This window comes from Leptospira sanjuanensis, assembly GCF_022267375.1.
In the GTDB taxonomy this organism is placed as follows: domain Bacteria; phylum Spirochaetota; class Leptospiria; order Leptospirales; family Leptospiraceae; genus Leptospira; species Leptospira sanjuanensis.
Genome location: NZ_JAIZBH010000001.1, coordinates 3812497 through 3832384, shown reverse-complemented (window position 1 = coordinate 3832384; position 19888 = coordinate 3812497). Strand labels below are relative to the sequence as shown.

Below are 19888 nucleotides of genomic sequence, written 5' to 3'. Positions count from 1 at the left end.
CGTCTAACGTGTTTAGCGGAGTTCTTCTTCCTTGGAAATTCCAAGAGAAGCGGGAACTCCCGTCATATCCCATAGTTCCAAAACTCCGATTAAGGAAGTCTGATTGGGAATTTCGATCGTGATCGTTCCTTTTCCTTGAGGGAGATCGAAACACTCGCTTTTGCTTAAAAACAAACTCTCCGGAGCAACGATTCGTTTCGGACCCAAGTTTCGATTGGAAGAATCGCTCTTTTGTTTTAGATTGAACACCACGCAGTTTGAAGGATTGGATTGTGTTTTAAAACCGAAGTCGATCGTATAAGTAGTCTTTGAATCCGATTCCCGGTTTCTATGAATTTTTTCGAACCATACGATCCGGTCTTCGTTCGATTCCGGAATCGGATCGGTTTGATGTCCTGGGGGCGCTGAAACGTTTTGATTTCTTAAAGAATCCAAAGCAGAATAAAAAGAAGAATCGTCTTCGATTCCGAAATATTTTCCGTCTCCTTCCTCCGTTAGAATTTTCATCTGATGTTCTTCGTTCGGTTTTAATCCGAGACCGAGAATATGAAATTTAAAAGGAATTCCTTTTTGTTTCAGAGCCTGAAGTTCTTTTTTCGGATCGCCGTAACAACTTTCGACGCCGTCCGTTACCAAAATGATCTCCGTGCCTTTTTTTCTCTGAGAGATCAGGCTTCCCGCGATTCGAATCGATTCCGCCAGAGGAGTCGCGCCCGACGGCGTTAAACCGAAGAGACGATTCTTAAACGCGTCGTGGCTTCCCGCTTCTAAAGGATGATATAATCTCGAAGAGGAACAACCCGGAACTCGATTTCCATACGCCATAAAACCGACCTCGGTTTCGGTCGGAAGAGCGGACACATAGCGACTAACGTGTTTTTTGGCAAGATGGATTTTTTGATAGATTCCGAGATATTCGTTCATCGATCCGGACGCGTCGATGATGAACAATTTGGACCGCTCTTGGTTTTCCGAAGAGATTTCCGTTCCCGTAAATAAGAATACAGAATATAAAATAAGAACGGATTTGAGTAAAGTTCGCATACTAAGAATTGTATCGGCGAATCCGAAAAAATCTATCTATCGCGTGTTCGGTTTTCGACAAAAAAACTTCGCCTTTTCGTAATGTTAAAGCCGCGTAAGAATCAGCGATTCCAAAAGATCAATTTGGAAAAAAATTCTGTCCCATTCTTCGTAATATCGATTTTGCTGACCGATCCGTAGTTCAACTCGAAGGAAAAACTTTGTTCCAAGGGGATGTTCAGCAATCTGCACAAAGCGGCTCGGATCACGCCCGCGTGGGTCACGATGCCGATCGGAGAATTTTCGGAAGTGTTTAAAATTTCGGCCAGGTAGTCGGAAACCCTTTCGTTCAAATCGAGATAGCTTTCGCCGCCGGGAGGACGCGCTTTGACGAAATCCTTGGTCCAGACTTCCGATTCGGATCGAGGAATCGCCGACCAGAGTTTTCCCTCCCAAATTCCGAAATTCAACTCCATTAAAGAATTAGAATATTCCAAACTACAGAATCGGTTTTCCGTTAAGAATTCGGCGAGTTTTTTACAACGGGAACTGGGACTGGAATAAAAAGTTTGCGGAAGCGCCGGGAGCTTTTCAAGGACGTTTGAAAATTCGGAGAGAAAATCGGATCGGAGCGGAACGTCCGTCCTTCCGTAACAAGTTCCGGCCGGAACATCCGGGGTCGTATGTCGGATTAAATAAAGTTCCAAACGATCGTCATTCCGATATAAAGAAGAACTTCGGTTCCTTGCTGCGTAAAACCGAGACAATCTCCCGTAAATCCTTCGATCCATTTTTTAAAGTAACTTCTAAAATAGAGAACGAACAAAAACGAAAGGAAAAATCCGAAGAGAACATTCATGATCTTTTCCTGATATTGATACGCGAAATAGATCGCGGGAAAACATCCGAAAAAAATGGAAAGAATAAAGTCCGAAACGGGAAGTCGTTTGACCATCGGTTTTGATTTAGAGAGATCGTTGTCTCTCGCGTATGGAATCAACATCATCATGACCAATGCGAACCATCGGCTTGCTGCGTGCGCGAACCAAGAAACGAATAAAAAAATCCAGGGCGACATTTGAAACAATTTCACCAGAAGAAGATATTTCAAACCCAATGAAAGGATCAATCCCAAGGAGCCGAAGGTTCCGATTCGGCTGTCCTTCATGATATCTAAAATTTTTTCCTTACTCCATCCTCCTCCGAATGCGTCGCAAACATCCGCGAGTCCGTCTTCGTGAAATCCGCCCGTTATCAAAACGCTCGCGATCATTCCGAGGATCACAGAGATTTCAACGGGTAGGATCCAGGAAAGAAAAAAGGTGGTAAAAGACGCTCCTCCGGAAACGATCCAGCCGATGAGCGGAAAATAACGAGAAGAACGGGAAACCGTCGCCTCGGAATAAACGTAAAACGGGGGAACGGGAAGTCTTGTATTGAACATCCAAGAAGCGCAGAAACGATTCCACTCTTCTCGAATCATAGATATCAATGTTTTTGATCCACTTTTGCGGATTCAAACGAGGCCATGTCTTTGAGAAAGGTTACGGCCGAAACGACGATCGGATACGCAATCGCACAACCCGTTCCTTCTCCGAGTCTGAGTCCCAGATCGAGAATCGGCTTTGCATTCCATTCTTCTAATAGATATGTGTGGCCGGGTTCGACGGATTTATGACAGAATACTGCGTTCTTTACGATCACGGGTTCCATTCTTTGTGCGATTAAAAACGCCGATGTCGCGATGAAACCGTCGATCAAAAGAATTCTTCCTTTTTTGGCCGAATCGATCATAGCCCCGACCATCATCGCGATTTCAAAACCGCCGAACGTCCGTAAGACGGCAAAAGGAGTTTCGAGAGAGGATTGGTATTTGCGGAGACATTCCTCCAAAATCACGATCTTCTTTTGAAAACCTTGGTCGTTGAGTCCCGTTCCCCTTCCCGTAACTTCCTTTAAGTCCTTGTTGAGCACGCTCGCGGTGATCAGGCTTGCGGAGGAAGTGTTTCCGATCCCCATTTCACCGAATCCGATAATATTACAGTTCTTTGATACCGCTTCGGTGGAAACCCAGGTTCCTCTTTCGATCGCCTGTTCACATTCTTCTTTTGTCATTGCGGGTTCCATCAGAATGTTTTTTGTTCCGAAACCTACTTTGGCTCCGATAAAATCCGGATTTATGGAAACCGAATCGTGAGGAAATGCGAAATCCACTCCGGCGTCTACGACTTTCAGTCGAATGGAATTCTGTTTGCAGAACGAGTTGATCGCAGCGCCTCCATTCAAAAAATTGAATACCATTTGATATGTGACTTCTTTCGGATACGCGCTGACGCCGGAATTCGCGAGACCGTGATCGCCGGCAAAAACGAGAATATGAGGATCTTTGAGTTCGGGAGAATCGGTGTTTTGAATCAAACCGATTTGAAGTGCGAGAGATTCCAAAGCTCCCAGAGAACCGGGAGGTTTGGTTTTTAGATCGATTTTACTTTGTAATTTCGTAAGCAGTTCATTCAAGTTCAAACAGAAAGTTCCTTCTCTGTCTCGACCTCGGGGTTCGCAAAATTCGCTTTCACTTTCAATTCAACACGATCCAAAATTCCGAAAAGCACGGGAGTGTAGATCATGTTTCCGAGCAGAGTCCCGCCAAAATAAGGGATAGCCGCGATATAGCAAGTCAATAAACCGACGGACGTTTTAGGATAGAGAGAGGAAAACGCCCAGACTGAAAAATTCGAAAGAATAAAAAATTGAACGCTGGCTAAAAGGGAAACCGCCGCTACGGAAACGAATTTATCGTCGTTCCTTAAAAAGATTCTCCCCAAGAAAACGTTCACAAGAAGCGAACAGTATACAACAGGAAGTCCTTCGTAAAACCATTCGAAGCCGTGGATCTTGGATAGAACAAAATCGGTAACAAGCATCATGAACATCGGATAGGCGAACGCCTTCCAACCTTGCACTCTTGCCCCCGAGTAAACGGTCATGGCTTCCACCGAAGTGAAGTTGGACGGATGCGGTAAAAAACGGGAAATCCCCGAAAGAATCACCCCGAGTACGGAAATCGTATCCTTTGCCGCTAATCTTGATTTCAGATTTCGTAAAGTGTTATCGAACAGTTGCATTCAATTCTCCTAATATTATGGACTGACTTGTTTGGCGATTACGCCGTCGATGTCCGGATTTTCGTTGGAACCAGGAATCGGAAGGGAAGTAAGAATCGCTTTTGCGGACGTAAGTTTGATATAAAGAAACCCGTTTGTTTGAAGTTCGGTTTTTAAAGCCCCGCTACAACCAGTTCCCGAATTTCCGAAATTCGCATCCCCGAGATCAAAGGAATCCCCTCCGCCTGAGGCAAATAAAGTGGTCGAATTCATCGAATTCGTGATTTGATTGTAATCTACGTATTTCAATCCGGCGAATCGAAGCCAATTGGTAGGGTTATTCGAGAACGTTCCGCCGCCGGTGTACGTTGGATTCCAACCGCACCAATTGGTTTGGTCGTTACCGACTTCGACGATTACCGGTTCTAAAAAGACAGTGTTTACGTTTCCGCTCACTTGAAACGGATTTTCGAACACGATAAAATCCGCACCGGTCGCATTTTCGACTTTTTTACCGTTCCATCCGAGAATCAAGGAAGCTCCGGCGCCGTTCGTATCCAACGTAAAAACGTCGAGAGAGCCGTTAAAACTTCCTAATCCCAAAACGCCGTCAACGGCGCAGAGCGAATCCTGAAAACCGGAGTTCGTATTTGCCGGGGCGCTTACGATTTCTTTCGCGTGGTAAACGCCGGTTTGATCGATGGCAATTCTATCCTTGCAAGGTCTGGAAGTGGAACCGGATTGCTGAACCTGAATTAAAGCAAAAAGCCCGACGACCGATTCCGTACTATCGGTAGCATTCTCTTTACATACAATGAGAACCATAAGGAGAATTGAATATACTGGAATGAGAATTGTTTTTTTCATAAAAATATCCGAGTCTGAAGAATTCGATTTACAGCTTGTCCCAAAACTTAATTTTACTTCGATAGAAATACAAACCGCAAGAACCTGTTCCGTTTCGGGAAAAGGTTCTATAACGAGTGATTTTACTCACTCGTTATATTCAAAAACTTTAATTCGTTTTAATTTCCAAACGACTCCACGGAGCAGGGTCGAATCCGCTGTTCAAACCGCAACCGGCGTTGATGCTTGCAGTGTTGGAATACGTATCAAGATTATCCGCTTTCGCCTGTTCCAAAGTGTTTTGATTGCTCACACCTGAAAGATCCGGGCAAATATAGAAGTAGCCGCCGTTGTATGTCCAGCGATACCAAGCGAACTTACCTTTGGAATAAGTGGAATCTTGCGTAAATTGAACATAGGCCACTTTTTTCGAGAGATCGATTTCCACCACGTCCCCGATTAACTGGCTTGCTCCGAAGCCTGAGTCTTTAATGTTTCTCGAAATTCTAGATTGTGTAATCGTATAGGTTCCTTGAGAAATCGTTCCTTTTTCTGTGAACGCCGCTCCTGCGTAATCGGGAGTTCCGTTGTAAAAGGTCCAAGAACCCGTAATCTCGAAGTTGTTCGCGATGATCGCCGCAAGAAGAAGATTATTATCGTTGTTATCCTCTTCCTTCTTCGTTTCAAAACAATTCACCAATCCGAGAATCAGAAAGGTTACCGCAAAGAGTTTCCAATGGATTGAAAGTTTTTTCATGTTGTTACCTGCAAAAGTTTTCCTTTGTCAGGGTAGAAAAGATTCTAAATTGCAAACGTATAGAATTCGATTTAGAATCCGTTCTAACGAATGGATTGAAAAGTTTGAATTTTCCACTCGGGTCCCCCGACGTTCGTCTTTCGGGACCCCATCGCGGACGCATGAAAAATGCAAAGGCGAGTTTCGAACTGTCCCTACCTCGAGGACGTTGTTCGCGGGGAAGATCTGGCTGTCCGATTCTAAAACTAAAATCGAATTCACAGTTGCGGGTCAGCGTGGGAATTTCACCCAACTTCCTCCCTGAAAGCTTATGGACAGGGGAAAATCGGAAGCTTGTACGGGCAAGATTTTTTTTGAGCAAAGAAAGACGGCCCTTTCTTCTTTTTTTAAGAATGGAAAATCGTCCGTTGTTCGTAAATTTCACCGTGAATTCTAATTCGTATGAGTTCCCACACTTTACTTTACGGAAAGATCTTGAACTTCGTGGGAGTTCCCACACTTCGACAAATTCAAAAAGTACGATCAAAATGATTCTTAAAATGCAAGATTTTGACCGAAAATAAAGGAAAAGGAATCTAACCTTCCAAATTCAATTCGGACAACCCAATGAAACTAAGCAGATCGGAGTTTATCAAACTAGGAATTTTGACCGCAGCAGGCATTTCCGGCCTTCCTGGGATGAATTTACGGGCGCAAGGGACGTCATCCCCGCAGAAGACCGTGATCGTGCTTGGCGGCGGAATTTCAGGGCTTTACGCTTCCTACCTTTTGGGCAAAACCGGAATCAAGGTAAAACTCATTGAAGCGACGGATCGTTTGGGGGGGAGAATCCGGACGGTCGCCGACGGGAGCGGCAACGTTTTGGATTTGGGCGCCGAGTGGATTCAGAATGAACATAGAACCGCAAGAAGTTTACTCCGCGAGCTGGGTTTAAAGACGACCGATTTCGAAGTTCAATCGGATTTGTTTTTCGGATCGTATCAGAAGTTCGGAACTTGGGACATTTCTCCGAAGTCGCAGGAGATTTTGAACAAACTCATTCAGATGAATTCTAAAATCAATTCCACGCAGCAACAGGAATTGGATCGAATCAGTTTTTATAATTTTCTGACGTATCAAGGAATGACTCCGGAAGATTTGAACGTATTGAACTTTAAATATTCCTTATATTACGGAGATTCTCTTCGTTCCTTATCCGCACAGAAGGTTTTGTCCGATCTCGTCAACTTTCCTAAATACAACACACGCGTCGAAGGCGGGATGGAAGCGTTGGCAAAGGCGCTCGTTTTCTCGTTGGAGAATACCGAAACCGTCTTTGCCGATCCGGTCGTTTCCGTTACGCAGGGAGAAGGAAAGGTCGCCGTAACGACCGCTTCCGGAAAGAAGCTCGAAGGCAGCGCCTGTATTTCCACGCTTCCCGCAAATCAATTAACGTCGATTCAATGGGACCCGGAATTGGACAAGGAAAAGAAATTATCCGCGTTGCGAATCCGTTATTCGAGAATCTATAAGACTTTTCTAATGCTTCGCGAAGCGCCTTGGAATCGGGAGAATTTTTCCGCGTATTCGGATTCTGCCGCTGGTTTCATATACGACGCGGGAACCAAGGCCGGTTCCGAAGACAAGGTTCTCGGCATGATCGCGACGGGGGATCGATACGACGTATTTGCTTCTTCCACGGACGCGATGAAAGTGGAATATATCCGTCTTGCGCTCGAACGTTTGGGACAGAAAAAGGATTTGCAGGTATTAAGAATTCAAAGCAGCGAAATATCGCAGTCGAAGTTCGTTCCGACCGGAATTGCGACCTTTCCTCCGGGAAGTTACGGTTCGATCATATCTTTGTTAAAACCGATGGATCGAATTTTCTTTGCCGGAGAACACACCGCGGAAATCAACGGAACGGTGGAAGGCGCTCTCACCTCCGCGATCCGCGCTGTGAATCAGGTTTAGAATAGAATCGCATTTCAAACCGTCAAACCGTGGCGAAACCGGTGATCAATTCGTGTCTCCTCGTTTTTTCGATTCATCCGTTTTTTAAACGACTGCAACGTTGAAATCGAAATCGTTTTTTAAAGCGACACGGATTCAGCAAGTCGACTTTCCTTCGATGAAGCGGTTTCTTTTCGATACAATTCGGGTAAGAATCTTTCGAACTGACCGACTTCTTCCACGTTGTGTTTGATCCAAGCGAAACCTCTTTCCTTGTTAAACACGAACTTTAGGAACAAGGGACGAATCCAGTTCCAAGTCCATCCTTTCCAACCTATGATGAGGCAGTTCGTATAAAACGTATCGTTGCCGATCGCGGAGAATTCGTATTCCATTCTCGCGACCTTGTATTTCCCTTCCAATTTTGGATTGTGAATGTAACCGGTTTCGTCCAGCTTTTCGATTTCCGTAACGATATTGACGATGTAGTTTTTATTTCTACCCAGATATTCCACCAACCGAATGGAAGCGCCCGGCCCGATCGAACCGTCTGGCAAACGTCTTTCGTAACTCGCGTGAACGTGATCTTCGGGATGCCAAATGCGGTATCGATTGAATACGCCGCCGTCGTATTCAATCGTGCCTTCCAAATGGGAAAACCACCAGACTAGCATTTTCGGAGTAACACCTTTTAAGGGGGAATGGCGGATCCAGAATTTCACTCTTCCATCGGGTAAAATTTCCATGCCCGATTCGGCCGTGTTTACGTTCTTCTTGAGCCATGAAACCGGAAGAGAAAGGGGAAGCTTTGTATCTACGTTTTTCATAAATTCTCCAAATATAGTAAATACTATACTAAAACAATAGACGGTAAAGTACGCACTATACAACAACTTTTCGGGAACCTTCCGAAAAAAAACTCCGCGAAAAGAGGCTTTCATCGTTCGAAATCGGTTTTCTTTTTATGTTCGAATTTCAAGATCGATCGAAGAGGAACCGTTTGAAGCTCAATCGTAAAAAACTGATTTCGGAATACGAACGATACGCGAATCCGGTTTCGGAAAAGGAAATCGATATCGTAAAGGCCGGTGAATCCATTTTCGGAGAATTCGGTTTTGAAGGAGCGACCACCGCCCAAATCGCGAAAAAAGCGAACGTCACGGAACGGACGCTGTTCAAATACTTTCCGACAAAAAAGGATCTTTATATAAGAATCCTATCCGCGATCGTTTATGAAACCGCTTTCGGTTCCCAGATGCCGGAACTTCGCAAGTTCCTCGAAACAAGGAATGTTTCTTTTGAACAGTGGTATCTTTCTATGATGAAAAACCGGATCCAAGCGGCTAAAGAGAATCATTCGAAAATTCGAATCCTTTTGTCCGCGATTTTACACGATTCGAGTTTTGCGGATTTTTTCGGAGACGTCTGGAAAGAGAATCTTTTCAAACCCGCGCTGGAAGCGATTCGTTATTTCCAGGAGAAGGGTGAGATTCGAAAGGATCTCGATCCGGAAACGTTCGCAAAAACTTCGTACAGCATCAATATATCCTATCTCGTATATCGGTTCGTTTTAACCAAAGACGATCGATTCGACGACGATGCGGAGATCGGAAAAATTCTCAAGATGCTTCAAGAAGGAATTCGAAGTTAAAATTTTGTTGTAGGTCCTACGATTTTATCGTGAAACGCGACGGCCCCGCCCTGATTGGGTGGAGGAGGAGAGGTGGCGGGAACTTTTACCAAATCCGCTTATAACAGAAAAATCGAAAAAAGTCAATCCAATCTTAAGCGCAAAATTTTGTCGGAACTCCGACAAAATAAAAAAGGGGCCGAAGCCCCTTTTCCAAAAACAGAATATTCTAATTTTCTATTGAACAAAAATCAGTCTTCGATCACGCTCATCGCATATTCGGAGATTGCGTCCCTTCTTTGTTCCGCGAAATCTTTGTGAAACCAGAGATTCTGAACTTTAGAAGCTTCTTTCTTGTTTCCGATCGTAATCTTCGTCATACATTCTTCGACCGCGAACTTCATCGCTTCTTTACCGGTTTCACCGAGTCCTTTGTTTCGTTTTTTACGGGTGATCTCGCCTCCGCTTTTTTCGACGCGTTTGATTAAGTCTTCATAATCCTTATCGTCGATGCAGAATACGGTTTCCTTCTTCTTATCTCCGAACTTCACATCCACTTCGTAAAGCGGGGCGCTGGAGATATGAATAAAACCCAGTTCGAAAAGTTCGGGCCAATATTCGTAAAAGAAAGAAAGCATCAAGGATCGAATCGCATAACCGTCAAAGTCCGCATCCGTGATAATGCTGACTTTTTCGTAATTCAATTCGTCCAAAGATTTTACCTTTTGATCCAAAGGAAGTCCCACGATCGCTACGATGTTTTTTAGTTCTTCGTTTGCGATCGCCTTGGCGATGCTCAAACCTTTGCAGTTCAACGGTTTTCCTCTTAACGGAAATAAACCGTGAAGTTTTGGATTTCTCGCGGGACGAAGACCCGCGATTGCTGAATCCCCTTCCGCTACGAACAGAACTCGGCCCGGATCTCCCGCTTTTCCGGTAGGAGGCATGAGCTTCGGAATGTTCATCCGGCTCGCTTTTTTCAAACCCTTCTGCGCGTCTTCAAACGCTTTGAGTTGGGTTCTCTTTTCCATCTGAAGTTTGATCTCTTCTATCAGTCCGGTTTTTTTGATGAACTTCTCGAGATGTTTATCGACCGCATTCCGAATCTCTTCATTTAGGTCGTTGATCAGATACGATTTATCCTGGGATTTAAAACGAGGATTCAAAAGCCTCGCGTTTACATACATGTGAAAACAGTTTCTCACGTCGTTACGAGTCGAACTTGTCTTGAGTTTTTTCTCAAGCGCTACGATCTGACTTTTTTTACGAACCTCGTCGCAGATTCTGTTTTCCAGATATTCGATCGCGGACCCGCCTTGCGGTGCGAAGATGGAATTGACCCAAGCCAGGTTCTTATTCTGACCGATGACGAGATACGTTTCCAGATGAAGCTGAGAAGGTGAATTCGGAGCGACGTAATCCATCTTGTAGTAAACGAGATCGGAATGGGAAAAGATTTCGTCCAAACCTTTCTTGAACTTATACTTTTCCTTTTTCCCTTTGAAAACGAACTGAACCTCCAAACCCGGGTTCGTCATCGCAATATCCTGAAGATATTGTTTCATCAGATCCACGTTGAAGGAAATATCCAGTTTGTTGAAATATTGCGGATTGAGTTCGAACTCCACGGAAGTCCCGTGATCCTCTTTGGGAGCCTTTTCGATCAATTCCTGCATATTCGTTTTTTTTAATAAAGGACCGAGCTTATCGATTTGATCTTTGGTGAGAAGATTGCAATCGGTGAACTTTCCGTGTTCGTCGAAGTAAAGAAAAACGCGGTCCGTATCCTCTTTGGAAAGTTTATAGGAACGGATTTGTTTTTTTACGTCGTCGTGAACGGTGAACAGCTTCTTAAAGGAATTTCCGTTGTTTACGGTTTTAACTTTGAAGTAGCTCGAAACCATTCTCACGAGGGAAATCCCTACGCCGTTTTGACCGGCTACGTGATCCTGTTTTACGTGATCGTCGAAATTCTCCCCGTACATCAAATGGAGATAAACCCCTTCCGCGTTGGCGGCGGGGATTCCGCGTCCGTTATCGGTGATCGTCACACATTTGCGATCGGAAGAAAGTTGAATGATCAGTTTGGACATCTTATCCTTTTCAGGAATCGTTTTGTCCTTTTGATTTTTGCGGTATTCGTCCACCGCGTTCATACAAGCTTCGTCCAGACATTTCAGTTTTGCCGGAACGTCTTCGAGTTCTTCGTGAACGATCTCGTATTTTCCTTCGTTGTTCTTACGGAAAAAGTGTTGTTCGAACGTGGAAGCGGAGTTTTGTCCCAACCACATACCCGTTCTCATCCGAACGTGTTCCACGTTGGATAACTTTTTAAAATTTCTTTCTTGGGATGTTTTTTCTTTTACTTTGTTCTTATCGGCGCTCATACTTTATCCCATTTATTTTGGAGTTCGTCCAGCTCGGTGATCATATAGTCGGTCAATTTTTTATCTTCTTTGACCAGACCTTGATAACGGGCCAGAGTGGTTTTCGCTTCCACGATCGCTTCTTCGCATTTACGCACTTCCTCGATCGTCATTCTATAGACGGGAATCGTGGACAACCATTCGAAGTATTTGAACTTGGAAACTTTGAGTTTTTCCTCAAAATCCTTTTTCGATTTGATTCCGACGACCTTCTCGTTCCATTTCTCTTTAATAAAACGGATCAATTCGGAGTTTCTTTCGATTTTCTCCTCTTCCAAACCGGCGAGTCGTTTGAATCTTCGGATCAAATGCGTTTTACGGAAGTCGCAGAAGCGTTTGATGATTTCTTCGGGCTTTAAATTCTTCAGTTTACCGTCGTAAGTAATGACGTTTGTCGCCAGAGTTTGCACGTCCTCTTTGTTGAAGAGGGCCATGATTTCTTTTTGGCTCGGCTTTTCTCCCTTCTTATACTGAAGTTCAATCTTAAACGTTTGGCTGGAATAATCCACATAATCCTTCAGCCACGAATCCTTCTTTTCAAGAATATCGTCCAAGAGGGAAATCACCTTCTCACGGTTCCAGTTCATCGGCGAATCGGTAAGATACAAAGTATCTCCGTCCCATTTGAACGCGAACGTTGTGGACATCGTGATATTTCCGGTCTCGGTTTCGGCCATCTTCACTTCCCCGTTGAAGTCCTTGTACCAAGGTTTTAACGGAAGAGGTTTTTTGGTTTTGAGATAATTGACTTGAGACTTAACGATGTCGGCAAGTCTATGACCCGGAATAAAACAACGAAATCCGGTCGCGATTCCTTGAATGTTGTTCAAAAGAACGATCGGAACTTTTCCGACAAAGTGAATCGGTTCGTCCTCGGTTTCGTCGTAGTTCTTAACGTAATCGATATCCGGCAAACTTTCAAAGAATCCCAAATCTTTTACAAAGTCGGATAGTTTTACTTCGGTATAACGCGGAGAAGCGATCGCGCTCGGATCCAAAACGTCTCCGAAGGTTCCTTCACCGGAAACGAGAGGAATATTATTGGCAAAGGTAAAGTCCTGAGCCATTTGAGAAAGCGCATCCTGAATCGATTTATCGCCGTGCGGGTGATATCCCATCGCAAGACCGGCGACTTTTACGGTTTTTGTATAACGGTTTCTTGCGTCCGAGTTCCACATAGCCCAGAGAATTCTTCTCTGGACGGGTTTCAGACCGTCGATTTCGTGCGGAATCGCCCGAGAATCACATACATAGCGAGAATATTTTCTCTGATCGTCATTGACTTGATCTTCAAAAGGACGTTTTGGAAACGATTCTTTTGATTTTGGTGGATTGGAATTCTTCATACGGTTTTGGCCAACGAAATTCTAGAAGACTATCCTGTCAAATGAAAAAAGTTGACCGGATTGAATATAGTGTTTTTGAGGCGAATTCTTGAACAATTCGCTTTCGGGCACTTTGCATAAACCACCCCCCGTTTTTGTAAAGAAAGTTTAATTTTTGGGTTTTTCCTTGCAGGTTTTTTCGAAAATCAAGATGAACAATTCAATGAAAACCGATTTCAAACCTATGCAGACGCTTTCGATTCTACGGAATTCGCTTTCCAAGAAAGTTTGGATTCTAAGCTCTTTTTTCTTTTTATTTCAATGCGGAAGTATTCAAGAGGTTTTGCATTTCGGTTCCAAACCGATTTCCGAAAACTACGCATCACAAATCTTCTTCGCTTCTTCCGCGCTCCACTCTCCGTATTACGAACCGTCCAGCCTTCAAGTTCGGTACGTGATTCTCCGCAACCGATCGGGAAAGGATGAAATGATTCAGGGAATTCTAAAATACTTGGAGCTCGGCGAAAAGGCGGAACGTTCTGAGAGAATTCTTCTCGAAGTTTCGGAGTGGAGAGGCCCGATTCTTAGAAATCCGAACGACAATCGGAGAATCGAATTCGTTGCGAAGTCGATAAGCAAACGATCCGAAATATCGAACACAAAAGCGTTGCCCGAAATTCTTCCTCAACCGAAAAGCGAAGTCTTTGAAGATTTCAAAAAAGAATTTCTGATCAACGACGAGGGCGGCTTGCGCGAAGTCGAAGAAATCCGCAGAGTTCCGGGAATCGGAATTCTAAAATGGAGACACAGTCTCCGCGGAATTTTAACGAAGGTGATGCAGACCGAATTCGTTTCCGCAAGCGGAGTTGTTTCCTTATCCAGAGACTACGATTACGAATCCTTGGAATATCCTCCCGCGATCGGACTCAGCGGATCGATTCCGATTCTTCCTCTTCGAAAAACGGATTCTTATGTCGAATACTATTGTTTGGATCTTCCTTCCGAGATCGACTTAACCTCGCTTAGAAAGAATGAAGTCAAAAAATCCGTTTCATTTTACGATCTGATCGCAAATAAACCATTTACCACAACGGCTAATTTCAAAAATTATCCTATCATAAGAATTTCGAACGAGAAGAATCAATCCCCATGAATCAAAATAGAGAAGTTCGCACACGATTTGCTCCGTCTCCCAGCGGATTTTTACACGTAGGCGGAGCGAGAACCGCTCTTTTCAATTATCTGTATGCAAAAGCCCAAGGCGGCAAGTTCATCTTAAGAATCGAAGACACGGATCAGAACCGATCCACGGAGGATTCTTTCAAAATCATATTAGAATCTTTGAAATGGTTGGGCGTTCATTGGGACGAGGGTCCGGAGGCCGGGGGAGAATACGGACCTTACATCCAAAGCCAACGTTTAAACATCTATAAAGAATACACCGAAAAACTTCTGAAGGAAAAAAAAGCCTACCGTTGTTTTTGTACTCAGGAAGAATTAGAGGCCAAGAAAAAACAAGCCGAGGCGATGGGAGTTCCGTACGTCTACGACGGACTTCACGCGAACATGTCCGACGAAGAAGTGGAGGAAAAACTCAAACAGGGAATTCCTTATTCGGTCCGTTTTAAAACTCCCGCCAAAACTCTGATCGTCAACGACATCATTCAGGGAAAAGTGAAGTTCGAAACGAAACTGATCGGCGATTTTATCATCGTAAAGTCGGATGGATTTCCCTCCTACAACTACGCGGTCGTTGTAGACGACGCGTTGATGAAGATCACGCACGTCATTCGAGGCGTAGGACATCTTTCCAATACACCGAGACAAATTCTGTTATACGAAGCGCTCGGCTATGAGGTTCCCGAGTTTGCGCATGCCTCCGAGATCGTCGGGATGGACGGAAAAAAACTTTCCAAGCGTGCGGGCGCGACTTCCATTCTTGCGTTCCGGGACTTGGGTTATCTTCCGGAAACGTTCCGAAATTATATGGCGCTTCTCGGATGGACTTCCGCGGACGGAAGAGAATTTCTTCCCGGCGAGGAACTCGAAAAAATTTTCGATGTGCATCGTTGTTCCAAATCTCCTTCCACGTTCGACGTATTCAAAAAACCGAAAGCGGAAGACGAGGTTGTAACGAACTTTTCCGACCTCGCGCAAATCGCCGAAGCGATGAACCCGAAATCCAAACTCAATTGGTTATCCAATCGAACGATTAGAGAATTAGACTTACCGAAAGTCGTAGAAAACCTTCTCCCTTTTCTAAAAGACAGAAAGGATATTCCGGAAGAAGTGAAAAATGTAGGTAACCCCGTGCTTACTTCGATCGTCGAATCTGTAAGAGTATATCTGGACAACCTGACCCAGGCTCCGGATTACATCGCGGAATTCTTCGTAACGGATCTAAGGATTCAGTCGCCGGAAGCGGCCGGATTTATGAAGGACGGGGACGGGCCGAAAGTGGTCCGAGAATTCTACGGAATGCTGAAGAATGGAAATCCGAAGACCGATGAGGACTATAAGAACCTAATGTCCAAGGTCGGAGAAACAACCGGACAGAAAGGAAAAACTCTCTTTATGCCGATCCGGGCTACAACCACCGGAAAGTCAGCTGGACTGGAGTTACCGATATTATTCCCCCTTTTAGGGAAAGAAAAGCTCCTACAGAGAATTGAAAAAACAGCCGGAGAAGCAGGAATTTCGTTGTCGTCCTGAAAAAAACCGGTATATTTTGCTCAAATCGCCTGCTTTAGGCTGTTATTTTTGAAAGTGGGCGCTGGAACGGAGATGAGAGATTCTGACGAATCATTACTGGTAAAACACAATGGCGGGTCGTACGTTATGTTTCTTCCCACCGATTTAACCAGCATCAAAGAACTTAGGTTCGCTTTGAGAAACTCCCTGTCGGAAAACCGTTTCTCAACCAAAGACATTACCAATATAGAATTGGCCGCCGACGAGGCTCTCACCAACTCCATTTCCGCTAACGTCAAAGTCAGTTCGGATGAAACGATCATTTGTCGTTGGGTAATCAAAGATAGTAAGTTTACGATGTGGATCATGGACTACGGTTCCGGTCTCAAATCCGAAAAGTTAGAATCCTTCATGAACGATTCACGAATTTCCAATCTCAAAGACTATCTCAACTGTATCAAACAACATCAAGAAAAGAAGTGCGAGATTCTCCCTTGGAAAGGATCTCAAATCCCTCACAGAAATATCGGAAGAGGACTTCAGATCATCCAGTCGTTGATGGACACTTTTAAAATCATGTATCACTGCGGAGAAGGTAAAATTTCTTCGAATCCCGACGAGAAGAACATTCAAGGTTCGATCATTGAACTCGGGTTCGACGCTTCCAAACATCCCGCTTGACCATGACCTTAAACGAGTTCGCCAGACAGGTGCTTCTCGGCCCGAGCCTCGAAGATAAACTTTTTTCACCTTCCGTTCCTCCGATCGATATTCGTTCTTTAGAATATACTGATTTACCGTCATTGCCGGTCCGCGGACAAAAGATCGCGATCTCCGATCATAAAAGCAAGATTCCGAGACTCGAGCAGTTGTTTAACGAAGAGAATCGAATCGTTACCCTCCATCATTTTGCCAATCACGAGCTCATGGCGATCGAACTCTTCGCATACGCCCTTCTAAAATTTCAAGACGCGTCGTCCGGCGTGCGTTTCGGATTGTATCGAACCCTTTTGGAAGAACAAACCCATCTGAGGCTCTATCTTTCCGAAATGAAAAAAGGAGGAATGGAACTCGGAGACCGACCGCTGAATTATATCTTTTGGAAACAGATTCCAAGAATGCAGACGCTCGAAAAGTTTTACGCGATCATGGCGATTTCCTTTGAAGGAGCCAATCTTGATTTTTCAAAAATTTATACGATGGCCTTTGAACGATTCGGAGATTTCGAAAAGGCGGACATTATGAGGAAAGTCTACGAAGACGAAATCAAACACGTTCGGCGCGGGGTTCGTTATATCAAAAAAAGAATGTCTGATTCCGAAAACGAATGGGACCACTACCTTTCGTTGATCGAGTTTCCGTTTACTCCAAGAAGGGCAAAGGGGTATCATTACTTTCCCGAGACCAGGATTGAGGCCGGTTTTTCCCAAGAATTTGTAACGAAATTGGAACTTTACGAAGACGAATATACCGGACGAGTCAATTCACGGATCTTAAAGGAAGTCTTGGATAGAACCTATCCTTAAAAAACTCAGCGCCTTCGCTCTCTAAGGATCGCTCGGCAGGTCTTGAACCTAAGTTAGGCTCCTCGGAAAATCATAGACAGGCCGTTTTCCCTCCCGGATTCTGTAATCGAACATGAATCCAATCTCATCTCGTTTTCGGAAAATTCTTTTCGGTCTAATCGCGCTCGTGTTAGCCGTGGGCTGTTCTGCAAAGACCCCTTCCGATTCTCAAATCCTAGATCTGTTATTGCCTGCCGGTGATCGAAAGAATCCGGATGTCGTTTTAAAAAAAGTAGGGAACTTGGACGAAGATCCCGAATTGGAATCCTTTGCCTTGGTCCGCAACGGAACCGAAGAGGTTCTCGGAGTTTTTAAAAGGAAAGGAGGGGAATGGTCCTTGCTCGGTAAATTCTCCTTTGCGCTTTTGAATATCGGACCGCTTCACTACGACGCTTCCAAATCGGCTTGGCTCCCCGGAGAAGGCGACACTCAGACGAGAGAGGCGGGTTACGTAGTTAAGAGAATTCTAATGGACGAACTTCCCGGCGACGGATTCAATTCCCTCTTTTTGGAGGTGTTGAGCGAAGAACCTCCTCTCGGACTATTTTCCGTTCCGTATACGATCCGAAAGGGACAAAAGATTTTGGACGGCTTGGTTTCATTAAAAGATCATGAATTTCTAATTAAATCCAAACGGATCGATTTCGATTATAACAAGGGCGAAAAGAATATCACCATTTTTCCGTCAAACCGAAGTTATGCGCAGAACTTCATCTTCAACGGCTGGGAAATGGTTCCCGATATTCCGAGAGTCGCGGTTCCTTCTCTTCTTTCTTTGGAAGCTCCGAACGAATGGAAAAAGGGAGTTCCGGGAGAAGCGGTTCTTTGGTTTAAAAATCGGGGCTCTTACGCGGGAGTCACGTATCTTTCCCTTTCGTTTCCGGACGGAGGAAAGGTTGGCATCGATACGACTAAGGAAGGACAAAGAATTTATTCTCCGGGTTCGAGCGTTTTTTCTTCGACCGGAAAATATATCAATTCCTCCGTTCCTCTCGTTGAAATCACGAAAGAAGGTTGGGGAAGGAATCATAAATACGGAATTCGATTTACTTTAACGCCGGATAAGGACGGAACTCCGAGCGTCCTGTTTCGATCCTCGACTCGAATGGGAAGAGATGTCGTCAATCTTCCGAATCAATTCGGATCGATTCAAAAACAAACCGATCAACAAGGATTCGTTTCCTACAAATTGGAACTGGTTTCGAAAAAAGAATGAGCGATCTCGCGGGTAAAAAACTAAAAGCGGCCCGAGCCGAAGTCGTCCGAGCGCAAGTGGAACGATTCCGCGTTTTTTACGCGAGTTACTTTCATTTGGAAGAAACCATTCCTATGGTGGAATATTTTTTCGAGAAGATCTACAATCTCGAAGGAAGGGAAGTTTGGCTTCAGCTCGCGATGGATACGTACCAAAAAGTAAAAGGAATGATGAAGGAAACTTCCCGCGAGAATATCGAATATTTGATCGAACTCAACAATCTTACCGAAGAGATGGACACGATTCTCGCAAAACATCTCGTAGACGGAGGTTGGGACGGAAAAAAACTCAGCAGGGAAGAATACGATCTTTACTACAGTCAAATGGGTCATTATCATGAAAGAATGAGACAGCTCGAAATCGTATTAAGAAATTTGAAAGTATTTTACGAGCTCGCGCACAAGCCCATCAGCGCTTATCTGATCAAGCCGGCCCGTTTTATGGCCTCTTTGCTCGGAGTTTCCGCTTTGTTTCAAAGCGTGGAAGAAGCGTATAACGCGACTCTTCCGGTTTCCGCGAACATCTTCAATTCGTTTTACGAAGAAGTGGAAAAACGGGAAACGGAGTACATTCATAGTTTGCTCGGAGAAAATCGTAAGGAAGCATGAGCCGACTTCGCAGACAGCTTCTGGAAAGAGGTCGCCGCAAGGAAGAATCTCACGAAAACCGAGAGCGTTGGCTTTTGACGTACGCCGACATGATCACTCTGCTGCTCGGATTATTCATCATCATGTATTCCATTTCTCAAGTGGACCAACTCAAATTGAAGCAGGTCGCGGACGTGATTCGAGGCGGCTTCGGTTTGGGAGAATCCTTCTTTCAAGGAAGCAATGTAACGATCGAGGAAGATCCTCTTCTTCAACCCAGAACTTCTTTGTATCGGTTTTGGGAAAGAATCAGCTACGCTTTGAAGCGGCTGAAAGAAAAAGCCAAGCTCAATATCGGAATCCAGGAAACGGAAGAGATTAAAATCATTCTGTTCGGTTCTTCTTTGGGGGAAGGTCGGTTTCAGCCGGACGAGGAAATGATCTTCGCCTTCCAGAAAATTTCGGAGTTGTCGGCCGCAATGGATGTTGATATCACTCTGAAGGTTCAGATTCCTTACGGAGACGAAGCGGCGCAGAAAGGGTTCCGAAACGCATGGGAATACAACGCCTTCCGCGCAGAATTGATTGCGGATTCCTTATCTAAGAATTATAAAATCCCTAAGGAAAAAATTTCCATCGAAGCCTCCAGCGGTTTTAAACCGGTGGAATCTTCCGCGGCGACGCCGGAAGGAAAAGCCTCCGGAGAAAGAGTCGAAATCTACATTCGCAAAAAAACGGAACATTGAG

19 protein-coding genes are annotated in these 19888 nt (G+C 44.6%); 9 read left to right on the top strand and 10 right to left on the bottom strand.

Annotation, left to right across the window (positions count from 1 at the left end; all coding sequences use genetic code 11):
- Positions 1–12 precede the first annotated feature (12 nt).
- The 7 genes from LFX17_RS17340 to LFX17_RS17310 form a co-directional block, all read right to left on the bottom strand.
- Entirely contained in the window at positions 13–1044 is a 1032-nt protein-coding gene (locus LFX17_RS17340; protein WP_238747488.1) for a vWA domain-containing protein, read from the bottom strand.
- Positions 1045–1145: 101 nt separating this feature from the next.
- The gene (gene cobC / locus LFX17_RS17335) at positions 1146–1730 is read right to left on the bottom strand and encodes an alpha-ribazole phosphatase (RefSeq protein WP_238747486.1); all 585 of its coding nucleotides are present in this window, start codon (positions 1728–1730) and stop codon (positions 1146–1148) included.
- Entirely contained in the window at positions 1715–2506 is a 792-nt protein-coding gene (locus LFX17_RS17330; RefSeq protein WP_240009059.1) for an adenosylcobinamide-GDP ribazoletransferase, read from the bottom strand. Before LFX17_RS17330 ends, cobC begins: the two co-directional genes overlap by 16 nt.
- A 5-nt stretch (positions 2507–2511) precedes the next feature.
- The gene (gene cobT / locus LFX17_RS17325) at positions 2512–3546 is read right to left on the bottom strand and encodes a nicotinate-nucleotide--dimethylbenzimidazole phosphoribosyltransferase (protein ID WP_238731345.1); all 1035 of its coding nucleotides are present in this window, start codon (positions 3544–3546) and stop codon (positions 2512–2514) included.
- Positions 3543–4148 carry a DUF6580 family putative transport protein gene (locus tag LFX17_RS17320; RefSeq protein ID WP_238747484.1) on the bottom strand — a complete coding sequence of 202 codons (606 nt, stop codon included), beginning with the start codon at positions 4146–4148 and terminating at the stop codon, positions 3543–3545. The genes cobT and LFX17_RS17320 overlap by 4 nt, the downstream gene beginning before the upstream one ends.
- Before the next feature lie 15 nt (positions 4149–4163).
- Positions 4164–4994 (bottom strand): LIC_13355 family lipoprotein, encoded by an 831-nt coding sequence (locus tag LFX17_RS17315; RefSeq protein ID WP_238731343.1) that lies wholly within the window; start codon positions 4992–4994, stop codon positions 4164–4166.
- A gap of 148 nt (positions 4995–5142) precedes the next feature.
- Positions 5143–5730, bottom strand: coding sequence for an LIC13354 family exoprotein (locus LFX17_RS17310; RefSeq protein ID WP_238747482.1), 588 nt, complete (start codon positions 5728–5730; stop codon positions 5143–5145).
- Positions 5731–6336: 606 nt separating this feature from the next.
- On the opposite strand from LFX17_RS17310, the gene LFX17_RS17305 reads away from it, so the two are divergent.
- Positions 6337–7683 carry a flavin monoamine oxidase family protein gene (locus tag LFX17_RS17305; protein WP_238731341.1) on the top strand — a complete coding sequence of 449 codons (1347 nt, stop codon included), beginning with the start codon at positions 6337–6339 and terminating at the stop codon, positions 7681–7683.
- A gap of 119 nt (positions 7684–7802) precedes the next feature.
- On the opposite strand, the gene LFX17_RS17300 is transcribed toward LFX17_RS17305, so the two are convergent.
- On the bottom strand, positions 7803–8489 hold the full coding sequence (locus LFX17_RS17300) for a DAPG hydrolase family protein (protein WP_238731340.1): 687 nt from the start codon (positions 8487–8489) through the stop codon (positions 7803–7805).
- 173 nt (positions 8490–8662) lie between these two features.
- On the opposite strand from LFX17_RS17300, the gene LFX17_RS17295 reads away from it, so the two are divergent.
- Positions 8663–9313, top strand: a complete 651-nt coding sequence (locus LFX17_RS17295) for a TetR/AcrR family transcriptional regulator (protein WP_238747480.1) — start codon at positions 8663–8665, stop codon at positions 9311–9313.
- Positions 9314–9543: 230 nt separating this feature from the next.
- On the opposite strand, the gene LFX17_RS17290 is transcribed toward LFX17_RS17295, so the two are convergent.
- Together LFX17_RS17290 and LFX17_RS17285 are read right to left on the bottom strand one after the other, a co-directional pair.
- Positions 9544–11679, bottom strand: a complete 2136-nt coding sequence (locus LFX17_RS17290; RefSeq protein ID WP_238731338.1) for a toprim domain-containing protein — start codon at positions 11677–11679, stop codon at positions 9544–9546.
- Positions 11676–13064: a DNA gyrase subunit A gene (locus LFX17_RS17285; RefSeq protein ID WP_238731337.1), complete on the bottom strand. Its 1389-nt coding sequence runs from the start codon at positions 13062–13064 to the stop codon at positions 11676–11678. Before LFX17_RS17285 ends, LFX17_RS17290 begins: the two co-directional genes overlap by 4 nt.
- 202 nt (positions 13065–13266) lie before the next feature.
- On the opposite strand from LFX17_RS17285, the gene LFX17_RS17280 reads away from it, so the two are divergent.
- From LFX17_RS17280 to LFX17_RS17250, 7 genes are all read left to right on the top strand, one after another.
- Positions 13267–14196, top strand: coding sequence for an LIC_13346 family putative lipoprotein (locus LFX17_RS17280; RefSeq protein WP_167882817.1), 930 nt, complete (start codon positions 13267–13269; stop codon positions 14194–14196).
- On the top strand, positions 14193–15755 hold the full coding sequence (gene gltX, locus LFX17_RS17275; protein ID WP_238747478.1) for a glutamate--tRNA ligase: 1563 nt from the start codon (positions 14193–14195) through the stop codon (positions 15753–15755). Before LFX17_RS17280 ends, gltX begins: the two co-directional genes overlap by 4 nt.
- Positions 15756–15827: 72 nt before the next feature.
- Positions 15828–16415 (top strand): ATP-binding protein, encoded by a 588-nt coding sequence (locus LFX17_RS17270; protein ID WP_238747476.1) that lies wholly within the window; start codon positions 15828–15830, stop codon positions 16413–16415.
- A gap of 2 nt (positions 16416–16417) precedes the next feature.
- Positions 16418–17260 carry a DUF455 family protein gene (locus LFX17_RS17265; protein WP_238731643.1) on the top strand — a complete coding sequence of 281 codons (843 nt, stop codon included), beginning with the start codon at positions 16418–16420 and terminating at the stop codon, positions 17258–17260.
- A gap of 112 nt (positions 17261–17372) precedes the next feature.
- Positions 17373–18515, top strand: a complete 1143-nt coding sequence (locus LFX17_RS17260) for an LIC13341 family surface-exposed protein (RefSeq protein ID WP_238731333.1) — start codon at positions 17373–17375, stop codon at positions 18513–18515.
- Positions 18512–19162 (top strand): FFLEELY motif protein, encoded by a 651-nt coding sequence (locus tag LFX17_RS17255; RefSeq protein ID WP_238731332.1) that lies wholly within the window; start codon positions 18512–18514, stop codon positions 19160–19162. The genes LFX17_RS17260 and LFX17_RS17255 overlap by 4 nt, the downstream gene beginning before the upstream one ends.
- The gene (locus tag LFX17_RS17250) at positions 19159–19887 is read left to right on the top strand and encodes a flagellar motor protein MotB (RefSeq protein ID WP_238731331.1); all 729 of its coding nucleotides are present in this window, start codon (positions 19159–19161) and stop codon (positions 19885–19887) included. Before LFX17_RS17255 ends, LFX17_RS17250 begins: the two co-directional genes overlap by 4 nt.
- Position 19888 lies beyond the last annotated feature (1 nt).